21 protein-coding genes and 3 tRNA genes are annotated in these 19,797 nt (G+C 55.8%); 10 read left to right on the plus strand and 14 right to left on the minus strand.

What is annotated here, in order from left to right; translation table 11 throughout:
* The first annotated feature begins 46 nt into the window (after positions 1-46).
* Both pdxR (RGB73_RS22770) and RGB73_RS22775 read left to right on the plus strand, forming a co-directional pair.
* Complete coding sequence (gene pdxR / locus RGB73_RS22770; RefSeq protein WP_310765004.1) at positions 47-1,492, plus strand: MocR-like pyridoxine biosynthesis transcription factor PdxR; 1,446 nt, start codon at positions 47-49, stop codon at positions 1,490-1,492.
* A 72-nt stretch (positions 1,493-1,564) separates the two neighbouring features.
* Complete coding sequence (locus RGB73_RS22775; protein ID WP_310765005.1) at positions 1,565-1,762, plus strand: hypothetical protein; 198 nt, start codon at positions 1,565-1,567, stop codon at positions 1,760-1,762.
* A gap of 73 nt (positions 1,763-1,835) precedes the next feature.
* Here the strand turns inward: RGB73_RS22775 and RGB73_RS22780 are convergent, their stop codons facing one another.
* A complete protein-coding gene (locus tag RGB73_RS22780; RefSeq protein WP_310765006.1) occupies positions 1,836-2,042 on the minus strand; it encodes a cold-shock protein in 207 nt (68 codons plus the stop codon).
* A gap of 135 nt (positions 2,043-2,177) precedes the next feature.
* On the opposite strand from RGB73_RS22780, the gene RGB73_RS22785 reads away from it, so the two are divergent.
* Complete coding sequence (locus RGB73_RS22785) at positions 2,178-2,657, plus strand: hypothetical protein (RefSeq protein WP_310765007.1); 480 nt, start codon at positions 2,178-2,180, stop codon at positions 2,655-2,657.
* Here RGB73_RS22785 and RGB73_RS22790 read toward each other — a convergent pair.
* Positions 2,645-2,938, minus strand: a complete 294-nt coding sequence (locus RGB73_RS22790) for a hypothetical protein (protein ID WP_310765008.1) — start codon at positions 2,936-2,938, stop codon at positions 2,645-2,647. The genes RGB73_RS22785 and RGB73_RS22790 overlap by 13 nt on opposite strands.
* A gap of 74 nt (positions 2,939-3,012) precedes the next feature.
* Positions 3,013-4,140 (minus strand): MocR-like pyridoxine biosynthesis transcription factor PdxR, encoded by a 1,128-nt coding sequence (pdxR, locus tag RGB73_RS22795; RefSeq protein WP_310765009.1) that lies wholly within the window; start codon positions 4,138-4,140, stop codon positions 3,013-3,015.
* Positions 4,141-4,248: 108 nt separating this feature from the next.
* On the opposite strand from pdxR (RGB73_RS22795), the gene RGB73_RS22800 reads away from it, so the two are divergent.
* Positions 4,249-4,830: a GNAT family N-acetyltransferase gene (locus RGB73_RS22800; RefSeq protein WP_310765010.1), complete on the plus strand. Its 582-nt coding sequence runs from the start codon at positions 4,249-4,251 to the stop codon at positions 4,828-4,830.
* Between the two features lie 127 nt (positions 4,831-4,957).
* On the opposite strand, the gene RGB73_RS22805 is transcribed toward RGB73_RS22800, so the two are convergent.
* The 3 genes from RGB73_RS22805 to RGB73_RS22815 form a co-directional block, all read right to left on the minus strand.
* Positions 4,958-6,580, minus strand: a complete 1,623-nt coding sequence (locus RGB73_RS22805; protein WP_310765011.1) for an S-layer homology domain-containing protein — start codon at positions 6,578-6,580, stop codon at positions 4,958-4,960.
* Between the two features lie 150 nt (positions 6,581-6,730).
* Positions 6,731-8,698 (minus strand): dynamin family protein, encoded by a 1,968-nt coding sequence (locus RGB73_RS22810; RefSeq protein ID WP_310765012.1) that lies wholly within the window; start codon positions 8,696-8,698, stop codon positions 6,731-6,733.
* Positions 8,695-10,326: a dynamin family protein gene (locus RGB73_RS22815; protein WP_310774488.1), complete on the minus strand. Its 1,632-nt coding sequence runs from the start codon at positions 10,324-10,326 to the stop codon at positions 8,695-8,697. Before RGB73_RS22815 ends, RGB73_RS22810 begins: the two co-directional genes overlap by 4 nt.
* Positions 10,327-10,542: 216 nt before the next feature.
* Between RGB73_RS22815 and RGB73_RS22820 the strand changes: the two genes are divergently transcribed.
* The 4 genes from RGB73_RS22820 to RGB73_RS22835 are packed head-to-tail and all read left to right on the plus strand — an operon-like array spanning position 10,543 to position 14,616.
* The gene (locus RGB73_RS22820; RefSeq protein ID WP_310765013.1) at positions 10,543-12,120 is read left to right on the plus strand and encodes a spore germination protein; all 1,578 of its coding nucleotides are present in this window, start codon (positions 10,543-10,545) and stop codon (positions 12,118-12,120) included.
* Complete coding sequence (locus RGB73_RS22825; protein ID WP_310765014.1) at positions 12,117-13,223, plus strand: GerAB/ArcD/ProY family transporter; 1,107 nt, start codon at positions 12,117-12,119, stop codon at positions 13,221-13,223. Before RGB73_RS22820 ends, RGB73_RS22825 begins: the two co-directional genes overlap by 4 nt.
* Positions 13,216-14,460, plus strand: a complete 1,245-nt coding sequence (locus tag RGB73_RS22830; RefSeq protein WP_310765015.1) for a Ger(x)C family spore germination protein — start codon at positions 13,216-13,218, stop codon at positions 14,458-14,460. Before RGB73_RS22825 ends, RGB73_RS22830 begins: the two co-directional genes overlap by 8 nt.
* A gap of 6 nt (positions 14,461-14,466) precedes the next feature.
* On the plus strand, positions 14,467-14,616 hold the full coding sequence (locus RGB73_RS22835; protein ID WP_310765016.1) for a hypothetical protein: 150 nt from the start codon (positions 14,467-14,469) through the stop codon (positions 14,614-14,616).
* Between the two features lie 110 nt (positions 14,617-14,726).
* Here the strand turns inward: RGB73_RS22835 and RGB73_RS22840 are convergent, their stop codons facing one another.
* From RGB73_RS22840 to RGB73_RS22875, 8 genes are all read right to left on the minus strand, one after another.
* Positions 14,727-15,263 carry a type 1 glutamine amidotransferase domain-containing protein gene (locus RGB73_RS22840; RefSeq protein WP_310765017.1) on the minus strand — a complete coding sequence of 179 codons (537 nt, stop codon included), beginning with the start codon at positions 15,261-15,263 and terminating at the stop codon, positions 14,727-14,729.
* Between the two features lie 254 nt (positions 15,264-15,517).
* A tRNA-Leu gene (locus tag RGB73_RS22845) sits at positions 15,518-15,600 on the minus strand.
* A gap of 40 nt (positions 15,601-15,640) precedes the next feature.
* A tRNA-Pro gene (locus RGB73_RS22850) sits at positions 15,641-15,717 on the minus strand.
* A gap of 78 nt (positions 15,718-15,795) precedes the next feature.
* A tRNA-Arg gene (locus tag RGB73_RS22855) sits at positions 15,796-15,872 on the minus strand.
* A gap of 94 nt (positions 15,873-15,966) precedes the next feature.
* On the minus strand, positions 15,967-17,118 hold the full coding sequence (locus RGB73_RS22860) for a glucosidase family protein (RefSeq protein WP_310765018.1): 1,152 nt from the start codon (positions 17,116-17,118) through the stop codon (positions 15,967-15,969).
* 42 nt (positions 17,119-17,160) lie between these two features.
* Entirely contained in the window at positions 17,161-17,892 is a 732-nt protein-coding gene (locus RGB73_RS22865; protein ID WP_310765019.1) for an anti sigma factor C-terminal domain-containing protein, read from the minus strand.
* The gene (locus RGB73_RS22870; RefSeq protein ID WP_310765021.1) at positions 17,814-18,143 is read right to left on the minus strand and encodes a hypothetical protein; all 330 of its coding nucleotides are present in this window, start codon (positions 18,141-18,143) and stop codon (positions 17,814-17,816) included. The genes RGB73_RS22865 and RGB73_RS22870 overlap by 79 nt, the downstream gene beginning before the upstream one ends.
* Positions 18,144-18,293: 150 nt before the next feature.
* Entirely contained in the window at positions 18,294-18,767 is a 474-nt protein-coding gene (locus RGB73_RS22875) for a hypothetical protein (RefSeq protein WP_310765022.1), read from the minus strand.
* Positions 18,768-18,909: 142 nt separating this feature from the next.
* On the opposite strand from RGB73_RS22875, the gene RGB73_RS22880 reads away from it, so the two are divergent.
* Complete coding sequence (locus RGB73_RS22880; RefSeq protein WP_310765024.1) at positions 18,910-19,140, plus strand: hypothetical protein; 231 nt, start codon at positions 18,910-18,912, stop codon at positions 19,138-19,140.
* Between the two features lie 153 nt (positions 19,141-19,293).
* Positions 19,294-19,725 carry a metallothiol transferase FosB gene (gene fosB / locus RGB73_RS22885; RefSeq protein ID WP_396136232.1) on the plus strand — a complete coding sequence of 144 codons (432 nt, stop codon included), beginning with the start codon at positions 19,294-19,296 and terminating at the stop codon, positions 19,723-19,725.
* The last annotated feature ends 72 nt before the right edge of the window (positions 19,726-19,797 follow it).

Below are 19,797 nucleotides of genomic sequence, written 5' to 3' on the forward strand. Positions count from 1 at the left end.
GCCAACCAGTTTTGCCGGCACTCCCAAAAGAAAGCGTGATCGAAACATGAGCGGAAAAGCTCCTTCCCAGAAAAAGCCGATGTACAAGCAAATCGCCGAGATGATCGAGCAGCGCATCAGCGCGGGTGAATTTCCCGCCGGCAGCTTCCTGCCTTCGGAACGGACTTTGGCGAAAGAACTGCGCGTCAACCGCTCGACGGTCGTAGCCGCTTACGACGAGCTGCAGGCGGCGGGAGTCGTGGAGCGAAAACGAGGGAGCGGCACGATTGTGAGCCAAGATATTTGGGGGCTGGCTCGCACCCGGGTGCCAAACTGGCGCCACCTGAGCGAGACGGGCTCCTTTCGCCCCAACCTGCCGCTCTTCCGCAAAATTCGCCGGGAGACTGAAGCGCACGACTTGATCGACCTGGCGAGCGGCGAGCTGTCGCCGGATCTGGTGCCGCACGAGTCTCTCAAAAGACTGCTTGCAGCGGGAGACTTTCCCGCCCATTTTGGCTACGAGCATTCGCTGGGCAACAGCTCCCTGCGCGAGACGCTCAGCGTCCATATGAAAAAATGGCGGAGCATTGACGCATCCCCTTCCGCCATCCTTATCACTTCCGGTGCCCAGCAAGCCCTGCACCTGGTCGTGCAATGCCTGCTCCAGCCGGGGGATGCCGTGGCGATCGAAGCCCCCTCCTACTGCCATTCGCTGCCGCTCTTCCATTCCTCGGGTTTGCGGACATTTTTGCTCCCGGTGGACCAGGACGGGATTGACCCGGTGCAGCTGGAGGAGCTGCATCGCAAGCACCGCATCAAGATGGTGTTCCTGGCTCCGAATTTTCACAATCCGACAGGGACGCTCCTGTCCTTCGAGCGCCGGCTGCGGCTGCTCGCCATTTCCGCGGAAAACGGCATCCCCATCATCGAGGACGACCCGTACAGTCTGACCTCCTTTTCGGGCGAGCCTGTCCGCACGCTGAAATCGCTGGACAAGCACGGCACGGTGCTGTACATCAGTTCCCTGACCAAGATCGTCGCATCCGGACTGCGGATCGGCTGGATCGTCGGACCGCAAAGTGTCATCGAGCGCCTGGCGGACGCCAGACAGCAGGTCGATTTCGGACACAGTATCCTGCCGCAATGGCTCGCCGACCGTTTCCTCGCCTCTCCCGAATTCGCCGATCACATCCACCGGCTGCGCACGCAATTATCCATCCGCTGCGAGCAGCTCGCGCTTTCGTTGCGAGACGCGTTTGCCGATCAGCTGGAAATGAGCCTGCCAGCTGGAGGCATCCACCTGTGGTGCCGACTTGCCGGCGGCTGGAGCGAACAAAATCTCCTCTCCGAAGCGGTGAAACGAGGGCTCGTTTTCGTTCCCGGACATCTGTTCGGTGCAAGCCCGGGCCATGTTCGCTTCACTTTCGGCCGCACAAGCCTGGAGCACATCCCGGAGGCTGTTTCCCGGTTCGCTGATGCCCTGGATGCAAGTGGATGGTCAAAAAACCAGTAAAGTGGATGGCCCCTTTTTCTACGGCTCATTATATGATCGAGGTAAGCCTGACGGAAAGGAAGAGACAAGGTCATGCCGATTTACCCTTTTATCATCATTGTCTTTATTCTGGTGTTCATCGCCCTGATCCTCACGTTTCGGATCGGTTTGAATCCCGCGGAAGCGAAACAACGCAGTTTTGCCCACCGCTCCCGCAATCTTCTGCTCATCTACGGCACGATCACCCTCGTGCTGGTGATCGCTCTTTCGGTCTATATCTACCGGCTATAGACGCAACAAAGACGCCGTCGAAATATCGTCAAGACGGCGTCCGGATTATCATCTTTGTTTGTTTCCTCTTCCCTTAGACACCTTTGCGGGCTACGTTGGCAGCTTGCAATCCCCGCTGTCCATTCACGATTTCAAACGTGACTTGCTCGCCCTCTTCCAAATTGCGATAGCCCGTACCCGAAATCGCCGAGTAGTGCACGAACACATCGGGTCCCCCATCCCGTTCAATAAACCCATACCCTTTTTCCTTGCTAAACCATTTTACTTTGCCTTGAATCATTGCGCTTCCTCCCTGTAATCAGTGCAGCTCTTACGCTTACCCCATCATATGCGGATGCGCGGAAAGAGGAGATACGCTAAAATAAATAAAGTCTGGATCTTGACGATTTGCAGCAGGAAGGAAGGGATTGCAATCATGCGCAAAGCATTGATTTTGGGGTGTGCGCTGCTGCTGACTGCCTGCTCGGACATCTCCGAGGGAGTCCAAAGCGCGCAACAAGCCGTTGAAACCGGAAAGCAGGCGGTAGAGGCCGGAAAACAGGTCGTCGAAGCCGGAAAGCAAGCCGTCGAGGCGGGAAAGCAGCTGGCTGAATCAGAAGTCGCCCAGCAGTTGAAGACCTACCTCCAGCAAAAATACGAATCATCCGAGCAGCTGCGCAACGCCATGTTCAGCGGAGACGGAAAGCTGGTGGCCGAGCAGCTGAAGCAGACCGAGCTTGCCAATTTCAGCTTTTACAAGTCCGACCTGTTCGGCGTGGAATACACGGGCCAACTGACCGGGGACGGCACCTTCAAAGTGCTCAAGCACGACTTGAACAACAGCGGATCGGAACCGGTCGTCGTGAAGGAATTCAAGGTGTCGCTGGACAGCAGCGGGCAAGTTCAGGTGCAGTAAAAGTCAATACGGCGCTCCTCCTTCACCAGAAAACGGCGGGGGCTGGAGCGCTTTCCGAACCACGCCTCCGCAAGCAAGCGGATCCCTTCCTCGATATCCTCCTCCTTCATCCCGCCAAAGCCGACAATGATGCGAGGCGATTGTCCGCCCGGCGGCCTGAACCAGCTGCGCCCGCTCGGATACACCCGTATGCCGGCGTCAAGCGCCTGGGCAATCAGCCTGTCTTCGCTTCTGTTCGTATCGATTTGAAGCAGGATGTGCAAACCAACCGAATGACTCAAGACGCGGACCTCCGAGGGCATATGCGCATGAATGGCGTCAAGCAGCAGGCCGTGCTTGCGGTGGTACAGCGTCCTCACTTTCCGTACATGCTTTTCCCAATGTCCCTTTTGCATAAACAGCTGCATGGTTCGCTGCAAATGCCGGGAGACCGGGGACGGATAGGCCGAGAAAGAAGTGAGGTAGCGCTCCAGCAGCTCTGGAGGGAGCACCGTATAGTCCAGACGCAGCGCAGGTCCAGACGCAGCGCAGGCGAGAAGGCTTTGGAGAAATTCCCGATGTAGACGACCGTCCCGTCGCGGTCCATCCCTTGCAAAGACGGTGTCGGCTTGACATTGTAGCGGAATTCGCCGTCATAATCGTTCTCGATGATCACCCCGCGGACTTTGCCTGCCCATTGCAGCAGACGCTGCCGCTTGGCTACAGGCATGACCATCCCGTGCGGATACTGGTGGGCCGGGGTCGTGTATACCACCGTCGCGCCGCTCCGCTCCAGGCTTTCGATCGACAGCCCGTCATCCTCCAGCGGGATCGGCACGACCTCGTACCCGTGATGCGAAAACACGACCCGGGCATCGGCGTAGCCCGGTTCCTCGACGGCAACCACACGGTGTCGGTCCGCCAGCAGCAGGCACATAAAGCTGAGCGCTTGCTGAAGACCCGTACCGATCAAGATCTGCTCCGGCTCGCAATGAAGCGTGCGCGCCCTGCGCAAATAGTCGGCCAGCTCCACTCGAAACTCCCACTCCCCCTGGTTGTCCCCGTAAAAAGCGAAATCCTCCGCGTGCCTCTCCATCGCCTCCAGCATGCAGGTACGCCACTCCCGGTACGGAAAAGCGCCGGTATCCACTACCGATCCATGGAAATTATAGCGGGTGTTCGGGAGCTTCCTCTCCTTTTTCTGCGGTATTTCCACCCTCCGTGGCTTTGTACGGTGCTCCGTCCCTTCCGCCCACACGTCCAATTCAGCGGCGAAAAAACCGCTGCGCTCCCGACTCGTAATGTACCCTTCCGCCAGCAGCTGCTGATAGGCCGCCTCCACCGTGATCTTTCCCACGCCGCTCGATTTGGCGAGCTGCCGGATGGACGGCAAGCGCTCTCCAGCTGATATGGTCCCCGTGGCGATTGCTCGGCTCATTTGCAGGTAGAGCTGCTGATAGAGCGGCTCTTTGCTCTCCATGTCCAGCACAGGTGTAAAATCCATGCGGCCCCCTCCATCTGTCCTTATCCGATTCTTTATTTTTGTCTCTATGAATAAGAACAGAATTTTTATACAGTAATCCTATCAAAAAAGGGAAGCGAGGAAAACCGCATGCCGATTCACCTGCAAGGGAAAAAAGTCATTCTCCGGGATATCCGCCCCGATGATCTGGATGTTCTCTACTTCTGGAATTACGAAGCAGACGATCGGGACCATTTGAACTGGAACGGGCCGTACAAGCCCTTGGATCCGCTCACCAAAGAGGAGTTCAAGGCCCAGCCCCGGTACCAGGAGTCGCTGGCGCTCGTCGACACAGATGCCCCTCGTACGGAATTGATGATCGAAATCGACGGAGAGCTGCGGGGAAGTGTGGGCCGCTATTGGGTGTCGGAGGTGACCAACTGGTGCGAGATCGGAATCGTCATCTACGATTCCCGTTACTGGTCCAATGGCTATGGCAGCGAAGCCTTCCAGATGTGGATCGACTATCTGTTTGCCAACATGAATACGGTGCGCCTCGGGATCGGCACCTGGTCTGGAAACGAGCGGATGATGAAGCTGGCCGCGCGCTGCGGAATGCAGCTGGAGGCACGTGTGAGAAAGGCGAGGATCGTCCGCGGAGAGTATTACGATGCGATCAAGATGGGGATGCTCCGGGAAGAGTGGGAGGCGCTAAAGCAGCAGCGCGCCTAGCTCTCCCTCCAACTTACAAGCGATAGACCACGTCCCATTGAGAAATTTTTCATCGAGGCTTCTTGAGGGACAAAAAAAAGCCAACACACCCGGTTGGCTTTTTCGCTTGCGAACAACTCCCGCTCTTCTACTTTTTGGAGATCTTGATTTCAAGGCCCAAGTCTTCCCCGTTCTCTCTGGATGTCAGGGTAACCGTTTCGTCGTCGACTTCGACCTTGTACGCTCTGTAGATCTCGTTGTTGTCCTTGAGGGCATCCGCGATCTTGTCTGCGATTTCTTCGGCTGTATCATTGTCATCGACGTTGACTTCAACGGTCTCCTCGAGATGTTCATCTTCTACCTTGATGATGTACTTCTGGTCGGCTGGCGCTTTCGATTTCACGGTAATTTTCCAGGCTTCCGCCGCATCCTTCCCCAGGTGCCCCTCCGCGATTTTGTTGTCCATTCCCAGATCGCTCAAAGCGCTGCCGGCAAGCTTGATGGACGGAACCTCGTCATCCGGGCTGTTGTCGGTTTGGAACACAAAGCGTTTCTGCTTGCTGTCAAAGGAAACCTCCACGCGGTCGTCTTTGCCGAGCGCACGGCCAATCGCCTCTTCCAACGCTTCTGCGACATCTCCCCCGTTTTTCTGTGTGCCGTCGATTTCGGAAAGATCGATGCTCCTGGCAGTACCGCCGTTCAAGGAAATCCACATCGTTTTGTCCGACAGATCCGGGGTGCTGTCGCGGACTTCCCAGCCTGTTTTCACCGCTTCGTCCAGCTCGTCGGAATCGTAGCCGTCGGAAATCTTTTCGATGGCGAATTTGACTTCTCCATACTCCTGACTCGTTCCGTACGCGTAAATCGTGCGGATCTCTCCATCCTTCAAAATCGCGTCGATCTTCATCCCTTCGGACAAGGAATCGAAGCTGGAGCTCTTCCCGTTGATCTTGACCGTCACGTCATCGGCCACCTCATAGGTTTTCGAGCCGATGGTCAACTCCTCGTCATCCACATCGATATCGGAAATGGTCCCTTTTACGTGGTTGCCGAAGTCGACCTGGCCGACCTTGCCCAGCAACCGGTTGACGAATACGGCCATCTCCGCGCGCGTCACCGGTTTGTTCGGCTTGAACGTCTTGTCCTCGTAACCCGCTACGAGCGACTGCAGAAGCGCGTAGGACAGGTATTCCTTTTCTTCGGAAGTCAGCGATGTAATGTCCCCGAAGTACAATTTGCTGTCGTCCACGTCTTCAAAATCAGCGCCCAAGGCGTTGACCAGCAATTTGACGACAAAGAGCCGCGTAGCCGGTTTGTTTGGCGAAAACTCTCTTGCATCCACGATATGGTTGACCAGCGCGAGCTTCACCGTGTCCTCTGCCCAATCCGGGATGTCCCCTCCGTAATAGAAATCATCATCTGTCAGCAGATCCTCGTTTTGCGTCAGCAAATTAATCACCATCGTCAAGGCTTCCAGTTGGGTGACAGGCTTGTTCGGACGGAAAGTGTGATCCGGATACCCCTTGATGATGGATTTGTCCACCATGACTTTTACGGTATTTTCCGCCCAGTGCTTCTTCAAATCGGTAAACTGGAAATACCTGCTGTCGACCTTCACTTCTTTGGAATGTCCGTTTCCTTTTTGTTTGTTGGCATTTCCATTGCCATTTCCATTTCCGTTATTGCCTTTGGCGCTGACCGCTGCCGCAAAAGAAACGGTCAACGTCCCAGCCAGAATCGTTGGCAAAATTTTCTGTCTCCATGCCTTCATTCCTTGTTCCTCCTCTGTGGTGATAAGATCCTTCTATGAAAAGCAGACGGAGGATTTTCCCAAGAAGTTGCAGCCTGTTGCAGCTTTCGGATAAAAAAGACGACGCCCGGGCACTCACCCGGGCGTCTTTCCTATCTATTTCCGAATCGTTTATGCCAGCTCGGCAGCCACTCGATCCAGCTTGCCTTGCAGTTCATCCAAGTCGACATTCATATCGAGCGCGGCGAACAGACCGGTGAAGTACTCGTTCACCTGTTCGATTACGCGGCTGCGCTCTGTCGCAACGAGTTCGCCAAACAGCGCGGAAAACTGCTCCGCCAGCTGTTCGTTGCCTGTCGCGACGTAGGCCGCTACCGGCTCCTGCATGCGCTTCTCCAGCTCTTCGCGCACTTTCAGCTTGCCGTCTTGTTCAAAAAAGTCCTTCGTGTTTTTAAACAGGGCCAACGCAGGCTGAAAAGATGCGGCTCCTCCCGGAAGCTCCTCCGCAAAGGACAGTGTCTCCACCTGGCGAGACTGATACGGTGCCAGTGTCAGCCCGTCCGCATATGCCTGCACATCGCGCTGCCATCCGGCGACGAGCGCCTGGCCCTGTTTGTTGACAAACTTCTCCAGGCGCAGTGTCGTCGCCCGCAGCTCCTGAGCCAGATCATAGCTGATCGCCCGCAGCAGATCGGTCAGACAGCCTTGCAGCGCCTGCTTCATATTTCGTCCGTCCTCTTTGAGCACGGACGGATTGAAGGCGAAATTGTACAGCTCGTTGAAGCGGAAGAACAGCCGTTGCTTGACGTAGTAGAGCAGTTCCTCCCGCTCTTTTGCCAAGTCGCGCTCGAAGGAAGCCGTCGTCAGAGACTCGACTGCCGCCAGCGCGGACGTCTTGGCCTCGAGCGCCGCCGCTTTGCGCGCAAGCCGCTCGTCCTCTCCCGACTTGGCCATGCTCATGAACTGAGCGAGCGTATCGTAAGCGCGGCGAATTTCGCCCATCGCGGCGCCTACCGCGATCTGGGTCAGCTCTTCAATGGTAAAGCGCAGGAACTCCGCTTCAAAGGCCGCCATGCCCGACAGCTTGAACGCCTCGCTTGCCGGCATCAGCTCCGCGCCTTCCGGAGTCTGCGTTCTCTGGCGGTATACTTTTTCTGCCGAAGCGGCCAGCTTGCCTTTTTCGTGCATGCGTGCCAAAAGTGCCGTCTGGCTCGACACCGGATAGATGCGCGGCAAGCGAATTCCGCAGGAAAGCAGGTTCTTTTCCACGTGGGAAATCACGCCTTGCAGCTCCTCTTCGGACGCTGCGAGGTCCGCTGCATTCACGATGAAGAACATTTTGTCCATTTCAAACGTGTCCTTCACGCGGCCCATCTGCAGCAAAAATTCATGGTCCGCCTGGGAAAAGGCGTGGTTGTAATACGTCACGAACAGGACTGCATCCGCGTTTTTCATATATTCAAAGGCGACCCCGGTATGGCGGGCATTGATCGAGTCCGCTCCGGGGGTATCCACCAGGACGATGCCCTGATCCGTCAGCGGACAAGAGTAGAACAGCTCGATGTACTCCGCGAAGCACGCTTTCTCTTCCTTGGCGACGAAGCCTTTGAACGCCTGCATGTCGACGAGCAGCTCCCCGCCCAAATGGGCCTGCATGTCGGCGAGCCCTTTGGTGACGGCTTTCAGGAAGGTGTAATGCGGCTTGGCAGTCGGCGGAATTTGCGCCACATCGATTTTGCCCAGCTCAGCCAGCGCATCCGCAAGGCCCGTCGCAGTCAAGCCGAAAACGGCGAGCGAACGGAGTACGTCCTGCTCGATCGCCTCGCCGCTCTTCAGCACGACACGGACCGTCCCGTGCGGATATTGTTCCGTCGGAGGCATGATCTTGTTGATTGCCGCCGTAGTCGGATTGGGCGATACCGGCAGGACCATATCGCCCATGAGCGCATTGGCGAAGGAGGATTTCCCCGCACTGAACGCACCGAACAAAGCCACGGTAAAGCGATTCGCTTCCAGGCGGTCTGCCCGCTCGAGCATGGCCCCCGCCTGTGCCTGCATTCCCGGCACTCCCGTTATTTCTTCACTCGTCCGCCGCAGCCGCGCAGCAGCGGCATACAGCTTTTCTCTCAGTTGATTCATGCTACTTGTTCTCCTTTTTGCAAGATCGCCAGAAGCTCCTGTCTTGTTTGTTCTTCCACCGTCGCCAGCTCAGCCAGCTTCCCGTGAACCGCAGCCAGCTCTCGCAAGACGTTCAGACGCGCTTCCTGCTCAGCACCTTGCTCCTTGGCTTGCTGCTCGATGCGGGCCACGATCCGCTCGATGAAGCCGAGTCCGGCACGGCGATACTCGAGCTTGATCCCGTCCGCTACATCCTTGCAGTAATTCATGACGTACTCTCGCGACTGGGCCCCGTCCTTGATGTGGGCAGCGAGGAATTCCGGCGTGATTTCGATCGCGGTGGCATGGACCTCTGCGTGATACTCTTCGTCGCGGATGCCGTACAGCTGCGGCTGTTTGCTCAGCAGCTCCTTGAAATGGAAGTCCAGGTTTCCTGCCACTTTCTCGCGCAGGTCGGCGAGCAAGGCTTCCTCCCTGCGGGCCTTTTCCTCTTCCGTCTTTTTTCCGGCGAACAAAAAGCCGAGCTTGAAGCCTGGCTTTTTGCTCTCAAGGTAGCTTTGAGCCGCTTCGTTGGTGCTGTAATACGTCAAGCGGGCGTTGTCCAGAAGCACGCTCAGTTCTTTTTCCATGCTTCTTCTCGCTTCATTCGCGCGTTCGGCCAAAGCGGCAGCTTCCGACTCCGCCTGGCGAAGCGCCTCATGTACGGCGGCTGCGTCTTTGGTGTCGAGTCCGGCTGCTTCCAGGTCGTCCAGCTTGGCTTCCCATTGCTGGCGCTGGCCCGCGTTTGCTGCCTTGAGCACATTCACATGCTCGTCGATCAAATGCTGGGCGGCGCTCTTCACGCTCGCTTCTACCAGCTCTTCGCGGCTGCCGATCAGCTGGAGCAGCTTGCCCCGAAACTCTTCGTACTGGTTTTCCGGATGATCCGGTTCGGCCAGCGAGGTGTAGAAGATGCCGTCCGGATGAATGTTCCACGTCGCGAACGCTTCCTCGACACTCTCCTTGTAGCTGTCAAAGTCCAGCTCGAAATCGATGTGCTTGTCGATCATGTTCACGACGAGATAGACCGGCTTTCCCCGGTCTTTCAACGTTTTGGTGAAGTTGAAGTTCTCCTCCGCTTGAACGTGATTGTAGTCCATCATGTAAATGACGACGTCCGCCAGATGCAGCGCGGATTCCGTCGCGATTTTGTGCGCGGCGTCCGTCGAGTCGATTCCCGGTGTATCGAGCAGGCTGGATTGCTCGTCAAGCAGCGTGCCCGGATAAGAGACTTCCACCGTCTCCACTGTATCCCCGTCGACAGCAAACTGTTTCAGCTTTTCCATCTCCGTATCGGGATCGAATGTAAGCACGCCGCTGTTTGTGGTGTAGACGCGGGCCGCTTTTTCCCCTCCGCGAATCTTGACCACATTGGCGCTGGTCGGGATCGGATTTGAGGGCAGCAGATTTACGCCCAAAAGCGTGTTGATCATGGTCGATTTGCCTGCGGAAAAGTGACCGCAAAAGGCGATATTCAGCTCGGCCCGTTTCGTCTTTTCCGCAAGCTGTCTGAGTTTTGCAGGGGTCGTGTGATCCCCTTTCTCGTCCATTCGTTTCGCGAGTTCTTCCCATGTATGTGCAAGACGGGAGAAATCCGTCTCCCGAGTCATCACTTGACTTTGAGACACTTGCCTACCACCCTCTCCATTGTTGCTATTCTCTCTACTACTTCTCTATTCTACCATGCCGAATGTATCATACCTGATCTGGTTGTTCAATGAGTTGCGGAAAACTTTCCCGTGGAACTTTCATCCGCATAAAATGGTCGAGTTCTGGAAAAAATCGCTCTAACATGATATTCGCTTTTTGGAACGGGAGGAACTCCCATGTTGCGCAGATACTTGGCACAGCATCGCAAAAAGAAAGCCTCCTCTTCTCTCATGCAGCATTTACGGCCGCAATCAGCTGCACCTGCCTCGCTCACGACGGGCTTGCAGGACAACATCGATTCGATCCGGTCAATCCTGGGCAATCCGCACGACCTTTTGGTCCGTTCTTTTTTTATCGGAAAAACGAATCACTCCTGCGCAATCGTCTGCATCGACGGACTGGTCGACAGCGATATGATTCACGAGCAGGTTTTGGCGAATATCCAACTGATGATTTCCACCGCAAACAAAAACGTCCCGGTCGAGCCGGACGCCATTCTCTCCCTGCTCTACGAAGAAGTCCTGTCCGTCATTGAGATAAAAAAAGTGTCTGATTTGAATCAGATCCTCGATAGCGTCCTCTCCGGCGATACAGCCTTGTTCGTGGATGGCGCGAGCGAGGTCATCATGATCGATAGCAAAGGCTGGAAGACGCGATCCCTGGAAGAGCCCGTGTCCGAGGGACTCGTACGCGGCCCGCGGGATGGCTTTACGGAGAGCATCCGCGACAACACGGTCCGTATCCGCAGACGAGTCAAGGATTTCCACCTGCGCTTCGACGGCTGTCTGGTAGGGCAGCGCAGCAAGACGGAGCTCATCGTCGCCTACATCGACGACATCGTGGACAAGGAGCTGCTGGACGAAGTGAAGCGCCGTATCGCCACAATCGACATCGATGAAGTGGAAGAGTCCGGCTTTATTGAACAGTGGATCGAAGACGACTTTTTGTCGCCTTTCCCGCAGATCCACAACACGGAGCGGCCGGACAAAGTCGCCGCCTCCCTGTTTCACGGCCGCATCGCCATCTTGCTGGACGGCACGCCGATGGTCCTGATCGTCCCTGTCACGCTCGGACTGCTCATGCACTCGCCGGAAGATTACTACGAACGCTGGATCGTCGGGTCGCTCGCCCGGCTTCTGCGGTATCTGGCCGCCTTCTTGGCCGTGTTTTCTCCTGCGTTCTACATCGCCCTCGTTACGTATCACCCGGGGATGATCCCCTCCGACCTTGCCTTTTCGATCGCGGCTACCCGAGACGGCGTTCCGTTCCCCGCCTTCTTGGAATCGCTCATGATGGTGACCACGATGGAGCTGCTGCAGGAAGCGGGACTGCGCTTGCCCAAGCCGATCGGGCAAACGGTAGGAATCGTGGGAGGACTGGTCATCGGCGACGCTGCTGTATCCGCCGGAATCGTGAGTCCGGTCATGGTCATCGTCGTGGCTTTGACGGCGATCGCTTCCTTCGCCATCCCTGCCTATCATCTGGCGATCGCTTTTCGGATGATACGCTACTTGGCGATGTTTGCCGCAGCGATTTTCGGCGTGTACGGCGTCGTGCTCAGCTTGATCGTGATCATGATCCATCTGTCCAACCTGACGAGCATCGGGTATCCGTACCTGGCTCCGTTAGCGCCGCAAATGCCGCGGGACTGGAAGGACCTCATTCTGCGCGCTCCCGTCACCTTCTTGAAAAATCGGCCGAAGTCGCTGCATCCGCAAGACGACACTCGCATGAAGTCAGGGGATCCATCATGAGCGCTCAAACCTTATCGGAAAAACTGATCGGAAAAAACCACATGGGACTCAACATCGCGTCCGTCACGATCGGGGTCGGGATCCTGACGTTTCCCCGAACCTTGGCAAAAGCGACCGGTGCTTTTGACGGCTGGATTTCCGTCCTGCTGAGCGGTGCGATGGCCTACGGAATTGCCTGGCTGCTGGCCAAGCTGGCATCCCGCTTTCCCCGGCAGACGTTTTTCGAGTACACGTCCCTGATCGCCACAAGACCGGTCGGCTATGTCCTGACCTTTCTCGTCTGCATCTACACGCTGCTGTTCGTCGCATTTGAAATCAGAGCGATCGGAACCATCTCCAAACAGTATTTGTTCTTCAATACTCCGGTAGAAATGATTACCTTGAGCTTTCTGCTGGTCGTCCAATACGCCGCAGCTGGATCACGCATTTCCTTACTGCGCCTGAACCTCGTGTTTTTGCCCATCGTCTTGTTCGTGATGGCGGTGGTTCTCGCTTTTACCCAGCCGCTCATCCAGATGGAAAACGTTCGCCCGTACTTCTCATCCAGTTGGAGCACGCTGCTGAAGGCTTGCAAGGATGTCGGCATTTCCTACTCAGGCTTTGAAATCATTTTGTTTTACACGATGCTGATGAAACGCCCTCAGGATGCGACGAAATCGGTGCTGATTGGCCTTTTGATCCCCGTTGTCCTTTACGCCATCATCTACATATTCGTCGTCGCGGTGTTTTCGACGGAGGTAGCCAAAAACCTGACGTACCCGACGATTGAGCTGGCAAAGGAAGTGGAGGTCCCCGGCGGTTTTTTCGAAAGGGTCGAGTCTATGTTTTTCACCATCTGGATCATGACGATTTTCAATACGTGTGCCATGTGGCTGGATATTACTTTGCTCAATCTGACCTCGATGTTCAGACGCGTCGACAAAATCGTCTGGATCCTGGTTCTCTCTCCGGTCATTTACTTCATCTCCATGCTGCCGCAGACGTTGATCAACTTTTTCTCGTTTGGCGACTGGCTGGTTTACTACGGGATCGTCATCGTCTACTTGCTCCCGATCCTTCTTTTTGGCATCGCCTGTCTGCGCGGGGTGAAAGGGCATGAATAAACGCCTGCTGCCCTATGGGACAGTCGCACTTGCTGCATCGCTTCTCCTAACCGGCTGCTGGGATCAGGTGCAGATCGAGGAACGCGGCTTCGTGGTCGGAGTCGCCGTGGACGCTCCCCGCAACAAACTGGCACATCAGCAGGCACATAAAGAAGCGCCGAACAAGCCGGATGGCCAAAGCCGCTTTCTGGTCACCACACAGTTGGTCATCCCGGGCGGCATGATCGCGGCGGGCCAGTCCAATGGGGGTGGTGGCGGCGGGCAAAATACGGCGAACGAAGCCTTCCTCAACATCACGTCGGAAGGAGACTCCCTGTTTGAAGTGTCGCGTGAATTGGCCACACGGACCAGCCGCACCCCTTTTTACCAGCATTTGAAGGTCATCGTAATCTCGGATGAAATCGCCAGAAGCAAGTACGGCTTCGCCAATGCCATCGACTTCTCGCTGCGCGATCCTGACTCTCGCCGCAGCACCAAAGTGTTCATCTCCAAAGGCGAAGCCAAAAAAGTGATCGAAGTGAAGCCGAAGACGGAAAAGCTGCCGGCTCTCTACATCGACTCGATCGGCGATAACATCAGCAAAAACGCGCGGATGCTCCCGGTTGTCCGCCTTGGGGACGTCCACGAACAGCTGCTGAAGGACTTCAGTTTTGCTCTCCCGAGGATCACGGCTGAAAAGTCGGAGGTCAAAATGGCGGGAGCCGCTATTATCAACCCGGACAACCACTTGATCGGATTCCTGGGAGAAGAGGAAACGGAAGGGTTGAATTTCTTGACCGGGGAGATCCGCGGCGGAATCTTGAAAGCCAGAGTCGGAAGCGATCTGGTCGTCCTCAATATTCAGGGGGCGAAACGGAGCATCAAAGCGGACGTACGGGATCGTCAGCACATCAAATTCACCATCAACATCCAGTGCGAAGGCGCTGTCGTGGAGTCGTTTTATCCCATGGATTTGTTGAATGGCAAATCCATCTCCAAGCTCCAGTCCGCTTTTGCCAAAGAGATCGTCCGCATGTCCAACGACACGATCACCAAGGTCCACAAGGATATGCCGGCAGACGTTCTCCGGCTGGGACGCCACCTCAAGCAGTACCACCATTCGTTGTGGAAGCAGATCAGCCATGATTGGGAGAAGGGGCAAAAGCTGTATGAGAAGTGCGAGATCGCAGTAAACGCCGAAGTCTTCATACGAAATGTAGGCGGGATCAACAAGACCGAACATTCCTTGGGAAGGTGAGTCTTCATGCAGAAGCTATTGGGAACCCTGCCTCCTTATTTGACGCTGACAGGCGTCGTGCTGTCGTTTTTGATTCCCTATCTCCTTTTCAAAATCAACGGGAAGCTGCACAAATTGGGCGATCCTCCGTGGAAGGGCAAGGGCAAGAAGACTTGAGAACAGGAATGGGTGTCCCCTCCCCCTATCCGCTTCCCCGGCAATCGGCGCCAATGAAAAAAGCTCCCAGGTCGGCCGTCGCCGCAGTCTGAGAGCTTTTTTCGTTTGGCTTAACGGCCGGAAGTTTCCCCTGCGAGGACGTCCGCGAATGCCTTGGCGTAAGCCGGCAGATCCGGCGGCTGTCTCGAACCGATGATATGTCCGTCTACTACGACCTCCTCGTCCACCCAGACAGCGCCCGCATTTTCCATATCGTCCTTGATTCCGGGTGTGGAGGTCGTCCGGACTCCCTGGAGAACCTTGGCGGAAACCAGGACCCAGCCGGCATGGCAAATGTGCCCGATCGGCTTTTTCGCACGGTCCATCTCCTGAATGAACCCCAAGATTTCCGGATATCGGCGCAGCTTGTCGGGAGCCCAGCCCCCTGGAACCAGAACGCCGTCATAATCGGCCGCCTGCACTTCGCGGATCGACTTGTCGGACACGCACGGCACTCCGTATTTTCCGGTGTACGTCTTGCCAGCCTCCGGACCGACCAAATCGACGGCAGCCCCTTCTTCTCGAAGCCGCAGCACGGGATACCACAGCTCCAAATCTTCAAATTCGTGTTCGACGTAGCAGACCACACGCTTTCCAGCCAGTCTCATGAAATCACCCTCCTTGTTCCCTTCTTATTGTACAAGGCGGCTGAAAATTAGAAAACCTGGCTACGCCATGCCTTTTGGCGGAGCCGCGGTACCCAAAGGGCACAAGTCTTGCTATCTCACTGTGTTCGAAGTCTCGCTATGTTGCCCTTATACTGGATAGGAATTTTATAAATTCCTATCTGTATGAAAAAAGTGAGAAACAGGTTTTTCACGCTGTTTCCCACCTTGAAACAAAAACGATATGTATAGAATGCTGGTGCCGGTAGAGGGACTTGAACCCCCACGGTTTCCCTCACGATTTTGAGTCGCGCGCGTCTGCCAATTCCGCCATACCGGCACATATTTTGTCAACATCCCGCCACGAAAGAGGGATGGACTGGTCGGGAAGACAGGATTTGAACCTGCGACCTCTTGGTCCCGAACCAAGCGCTCTACCAAGCTGAGCCACTTCCCGATCACTGCATTGTCAGATCGATCCCGATGAGCAACCGATTCTCCACAATGAATCTTCGGCATGCTTGCAGGGATGAAATGGCGTGCCCTGAGAGATTCGAACTCCCGACCTTTTGATTCGTAGTCAAACGCTCTATCCAGCTGAGCTAAGGGCACATTCGACAAAATTTGCAATAACCCGTTAACACTTATCTATTATAACGACGTATGTGCCCAAAATCAAGACCGAATTTTCCTTTCGCAGCTCGGCTCACCTCTGCATTTCCCTTGCCAGGTACAGGATGAACATCCCGGCGACATTTACATAGGTGCTGGTGGACTCAGACGAATCCGCCACCCCCCCATTGTCTTGCTGCATCGCAAACAAATGCCGCTCTGCCGCCTCCTTGCCCGCATCTGTGAGAGAATGCGCCTGCAAGCCCAGCAAATAAGACAGGGTGGACAGCGTGTACGCACCTTCCCACTGCGGAAACGCTCCCTCCTTATTGATCTTCCCGGACATCTCGCGCAAGGCCAACGAAAACATCGGCGTATCGGGAATGAGACAGGCCGACCATCCGTTGGCGAACCATCTTGCATAGGAGGGCCGAAGAGATTGCTTGCCCTTGCCGTCGAGCATGACGGCATACAGCCTTCTGTCCGGGTCAAAAAAACCCGCGAAGCTGCTTTTCAGCTTCTCCGCTTGTCTTTCTGCAGGCGATTCGGGAAACAGCGCTGCCGCTGCCACCAAACCCGCGTAGGTCTCCGCATTGTCCGCCGCATATTTCACCTTGTACAGCCCATAATCGCGGATCGAACGGGCACGGCTCTCCTTTGCCAGCTGATACGAGCTCCAGTAAAGTCCGTCCGCCGGATCCAGATTGTACCGAACCAAAAACCGGTACGCGCGCTTGGCCGCCCCACGCAGCTGCTGCCGCAGCTCGGGCTTGTCCGTACGTCTGTCTACCTCCCGCGCTACGTAAATGAACAGCGCCATCGTCGTATCGATTCCGCGTATCGCGCTGAACTGCCTGTAGCTGCCAGGTACCGCCGGGACATACCCCTCTCCCGCCCGCTTGTAAGACAGGTGCCAATCTCCCTCAGGAGTCTGTACCCGCATGAGCCAACGCATCCCCCGCTCCACCGCACGAAGGTACGCAGGGTTCCTGGTCAGATCATAGGCGCTGATCAGGCCCATCATGGCGTACAGCATGTTGGAATCTGTATTGATGTAGCCGGATTCCACGATGGCTCCGTGCTCATCCTGCTGACGCAGGATAAAGCCGGCAGCCCGCTCCAGCCGCTCGAGCCGCTCCTGTCGAAGCGGCTCCTTTTTCTCCGCTGCCCACGATTGGTTGGATACAGCCAGGTTCCAGACGAGCAATACAGTCAGGATCAGCATTGCCTTTTGCCGCCTCTTCATCGCCGCTCACCTCCGGGAAGAATAGTTTCCCCCGGCAGGCTGCTACCAATTCCACACCTCGATTCGTCCCAAATCAAAATCGTGGAACAACGGCTCGTTGCGCAGTTTTTCCAGCTCTCTCACCGGACCGGTCACGACGGCCCCGTAAACCTTGACGCCGTTCTGTTTGAGGTAGTCCAGCCGCGGTGCATCTTCCCTCACAAATGGATTGGTCTTGCGGCTTTGCAGCCATTCCAGATCCGCGATGATCCCGCTGGCAGCCATTTTCGCCGACTCTTCGTCGTCCATGTAGATTTGCATGGAGGTGACCCGGTCTTCTTCGTAAAACACCGCCGGACGCAAGCTCAGATGGGGCACCCAGGTGAGATCGCCGCTAGATGCAGCGGAAGTCTTGAACGTTTTCAGCTCGCCCGCGTACACAGGCATCTGCACAACGTGGACGTCGTATTTTTTCAACAGCGCCACCAACGCCTCCGGTTTCTGCGCTGTCATGGTGGCAAAGGACATCTCCGCGACGTATCCGTCCTCGATATGCCTGAGCTGGTCCCATACGCCATCCTGTTCTTCTTTATGGGGGAAAGGAGACCTCCCCAGCAGGTCGGGTGCCAGCACGAACTTGAACGTACCCTGGCGATCGTGCAAATCCGTGGGCTCATAGTGGAGCTCGTAGCGCAGCTCCCCCAGCAAGGGCTTTGTCAGCTCGACCGTCCCGACGACGAGATCCCACTCCCCGATTGCTTGTACAATGTCAGTGTCGCCTTTTGCGTCAGCCAAGGTGTGAGTTGAAACTCCTTACCGGATTTGTCTGCCTTGAGCCCGGTGTAGTGCGTTTCAACCAAGGTCTCGCCAAAGCGGATCAGCTCCTCTCTCATCCCCAGCTTGTGAACGGCAATATTGGCTACAATCATGTAAAGCGCATAGCAAAACAGAATGACAAGCACCCACCAAACAATCGATTTCCCCCGTTTCAGCCTCGATTTCCAGGTGGAGCTTGCCGCTTGTTTCTCTACCCATCCGTTCTCCAACTCTTCCTCTCCTCTGCTTTCCTATGTAGCAAAAAACTGCTGGAATACGATGCTGATGGGCTCCAGCAGTTTTTCAGACGATCAGATTTTCCCTATGGCCCACCAGTCCCTTCCATTGTAACGCAATAGCAGGGATATTTTTACAATTTTTTACCCACAACGTCTGCAGCAACCCCGAAGCGGGGTCCTCTCCCGCCCAGGCAGGCTGAACGGATAGTCCAGCGGATGCCGCCCAACCACGATCCACTTCCCGTTCGTTTTTCTCCGCAGCTGATAGACGCGAAAAAAACGATCGCTCGGGTCGAATGCAAACCATACAGCCAATGTGACATTCGGTCCGCACCGGGACAGTACTTGCGATTTGACGATGGGCGGCGCCCCGATTCCATTGCCTACAGGCACTGCCAGCTTGCCGTGGATGCGGCGCAAATCCAGGTTGCCGATCACCCGTTTGGCAAGACAAGGAGACATGTTTCGCGCAAGAAAACGGCGAATGCTTGCCAGCGATTGAAAGCGAGGAGGCAGTATGACGCCCCTGTTGCCGACTTGCTTTTCCGCGGAGAACACGATCGTCCAAAACGCTTGCTCCGCCCTCCTCACCGTCTGCACCCATGTCTTTTTCATCCGGCATCCCTCCCTCTTACCATGGGTATGCAGCGCCAAGCATAAGGGGTTGGGCGATCGTCCCGCATACATATCCGAGGAGGAAAGCGGACAAAGTAATACGGTGGTCTGTTATATTCCATTCAAGGAGGAAGCAACGCGAATGCCTAGTCAAATCAACACGGATTCCCTGAAAAAGGCCGAAGTTTCCACGGAGCTCGCCAAGACGATGATCAGCCAAGCCATCCAGCAGTCGGCCGCCAATCCCCAATTAGCGGAGGAAGCGCTCAAACAGGCTTCCCAGGAAATCGCCCAGGCCCAAACTATGGTGTCGCAGGTGCAGTCCGCCATGCAGATGCAGCAACAACAGCAGCAACAGCAAGCTTCCAAGTAGGGGAAAGACATACCGGCAGGCGAACCGTTACGGATTTGCCTGCTTTTTTGTATGGGGAAACCTGTCTCGCTGGAAATACCTCCCCATCTCGCTTACAATGGGCGTATTCCATACAACTGGGCCACGATAGGGGCTGCGCGAGGAGGGTTCATGATGCTGAAGCCATCCGGCATCAATCATCTGCTGTATTCAGTGTCCGATCTGGACAAGTCGTTTCATTTCTATCGGGACGTCCTGGGAGCAAAACCGCTGGTGCGCGGGAGAACGCTCGCTTATTTCGACCTGAGCGGTTATTGGCTGGCCTTGAACGAAGAGCGGGACATTCCCCGTGAGGAGATCCGGCACTCGTACACACATTTGGCTTTTTCCATCGGGGAGGACGAGTTTGACGCCTGGCTCACCCACCTGCGCAAGCACGATGTCCACATTCTGCCGGGCAGGGAACGCGACGTCCGCGACAAGCGCTCCATCTACTTCACGGATCCCGACGGCCACAAGTTCGAGCTGCACACCGGCACGCTGGAAGACCGCCTCGCCTATTACCGGCAGGAAAAAGACCATATGATCTTTTTTCCGAATTCGTAACTGTCTGAACGCTCGGGTGATTCGACAGATTTAGAAAAACACGACGCCATGTCTTTTGGCAAAGCCGCTGTA

The sequence above is a fragment of the Brevibacillus brevis genome (assembly GCF_031583145.1).
GTDB classification, from domain to species: domain Bacteria; phylum Bacillota; class Bacilli; order Brevibacillales; family Brevibacillaceae; genus Brevibacillus; species Brevibacillus brevis_E.

What these genes read in the sequence shown, in the direction of transcription:
- RGB73_RS22830 (WP_310765015.1), top strand. Translation starts at nt 13,216, where the DNA reads ATGAATAAACGCCTGCTGCCCTATGGGACAGTCGCACTTGCTGCATCG.
- RGB73_RS22840 (WP_310765017.1), bottom strand. Translation starts at nt 15,263, where the DNA reads ATGAGACTGGCTGGAAAGCGTGTGGTCTGCTACGTCGAACACGAATTT.
- RGB73_RS22775 (WP_310765005.1), top strand. Translation starts at nt 1,565, where the DNA reads ATGCCGATTTACCCTTTTATCATCATTGTCTTTATTCTGGTGTTCATC.
- RGB73_RS22880 (WP_310765024.1), top strand. Translation starts at nt 18,910, where the DNA reads ATGCCTAGTCAAATCAACACGGATTCCCTGAAAAAGGCCGAAGTTTCC.
- RGB73_RS22785 (WP_310765007.1), top strand. Translation starts at nt 2,178, where the DNA reads ATGCGCAAAGCATTGATTTTGGGGTGTGCGCTGCTGCTGACTGCCTGC.
- RGB73_RS22835 (WP_310765016.1), top strand. Translation starts at nt 14,467, where the DNA reads ATGCAGAAGCTATTGGGAACCCTGCCTCCTTATTTGACGCTGACAGGC.
- RGB73_RS22780 (WP_310765006.1), bottom strand. Translation starts at nt 2,042, where the DNA reads ATGATTCAAGGCAAAGTAAAATGGTTTAGCAAGGAAAAAGGGTATGGG.
- RGB73_RS22815 (WP_310774488.1), bottom strand. Translation starts at nt 10,326, where the DNA reads ATGACTCGGGAGACGGATTTCTCCCGTCTTGCACATACATGGGAAGAA.
- RGB73_RS22810 (WP_310765012.1), bottom strand. Translation starts at nt 8,698, where the DNA reads ATGAATCAACTGAGAGAAAAGCTGTATGCCGCTGCTGCGCGGCTGCGG.
- RGB73_RS22800 (WP_310765010.1), top strand. Translation starts at nt 4,249, where the DNA reads ATGCCGATTCACCTGCAAGGGAAAAAAGTCATTCTCCGGGATATCCGC.
- RGB73_RS22805 (WP_310765011.1), bottom strand. Translation starts at nt 6,580, where the DNA reads ATGAAGGCATGGAGACAGAAAATTTTGCCAACGATTCTGGCTGGGACG.
- RGB73_RS22825 (WP_310765014.1), top strand. Translation starts at nt 12,117, where the DNA reads ATGAGCGCTCAAACCTTATCGGAAAAACTGATCGGAAAAAACCACATG.
- pdxR (WP_310765004.1), top strand. Translation starts at nt 47, where the DNA reads ATGAGCGGAAAAGCTCCTTCCCAGAAAAAGCCGATGTACAAGCAAATC.
- RGB73_RS22860 (WP_310765018.1), bottom strand. Translation starts at nt 17,118, where the DNA reads ATGAAGAGGCGGCAAAAGGCAATGCTGATCCTGACTGTATTGCTCGTC.
- fosB (WP_396136232.1), top strand. Translation starts at nt 19,294, where the DNA reads ATGCTGAAGCCATCCGGCATCAATCATCTGCTGTATTCAGTGTCCGAT.
- RGB73_RS22875 (WP_310765022.1), bottom strand. Translation starts at nt 18,767, where the DNA reads ATGAAAAAGACATGGGTGCAGACGGTGAGGAGGGCGGAGCAAGCGTTT.
- RGB73_RS22820 (WP_310765013.1), top strand. Translation starts at nt 10,543, where the DNA reads ATGTTGCGCAGATACTTGGCACAGCATCGCAAAAAGAAAGCCTCCTCT.
- pdxR (WP_310765009.1), bottom strand. Translation starts at nt 4,140, where the DNA reads ATGGATTTTACACCTGTGCTGGACATGGAGAGCAAAGAGCCGCTCTAT.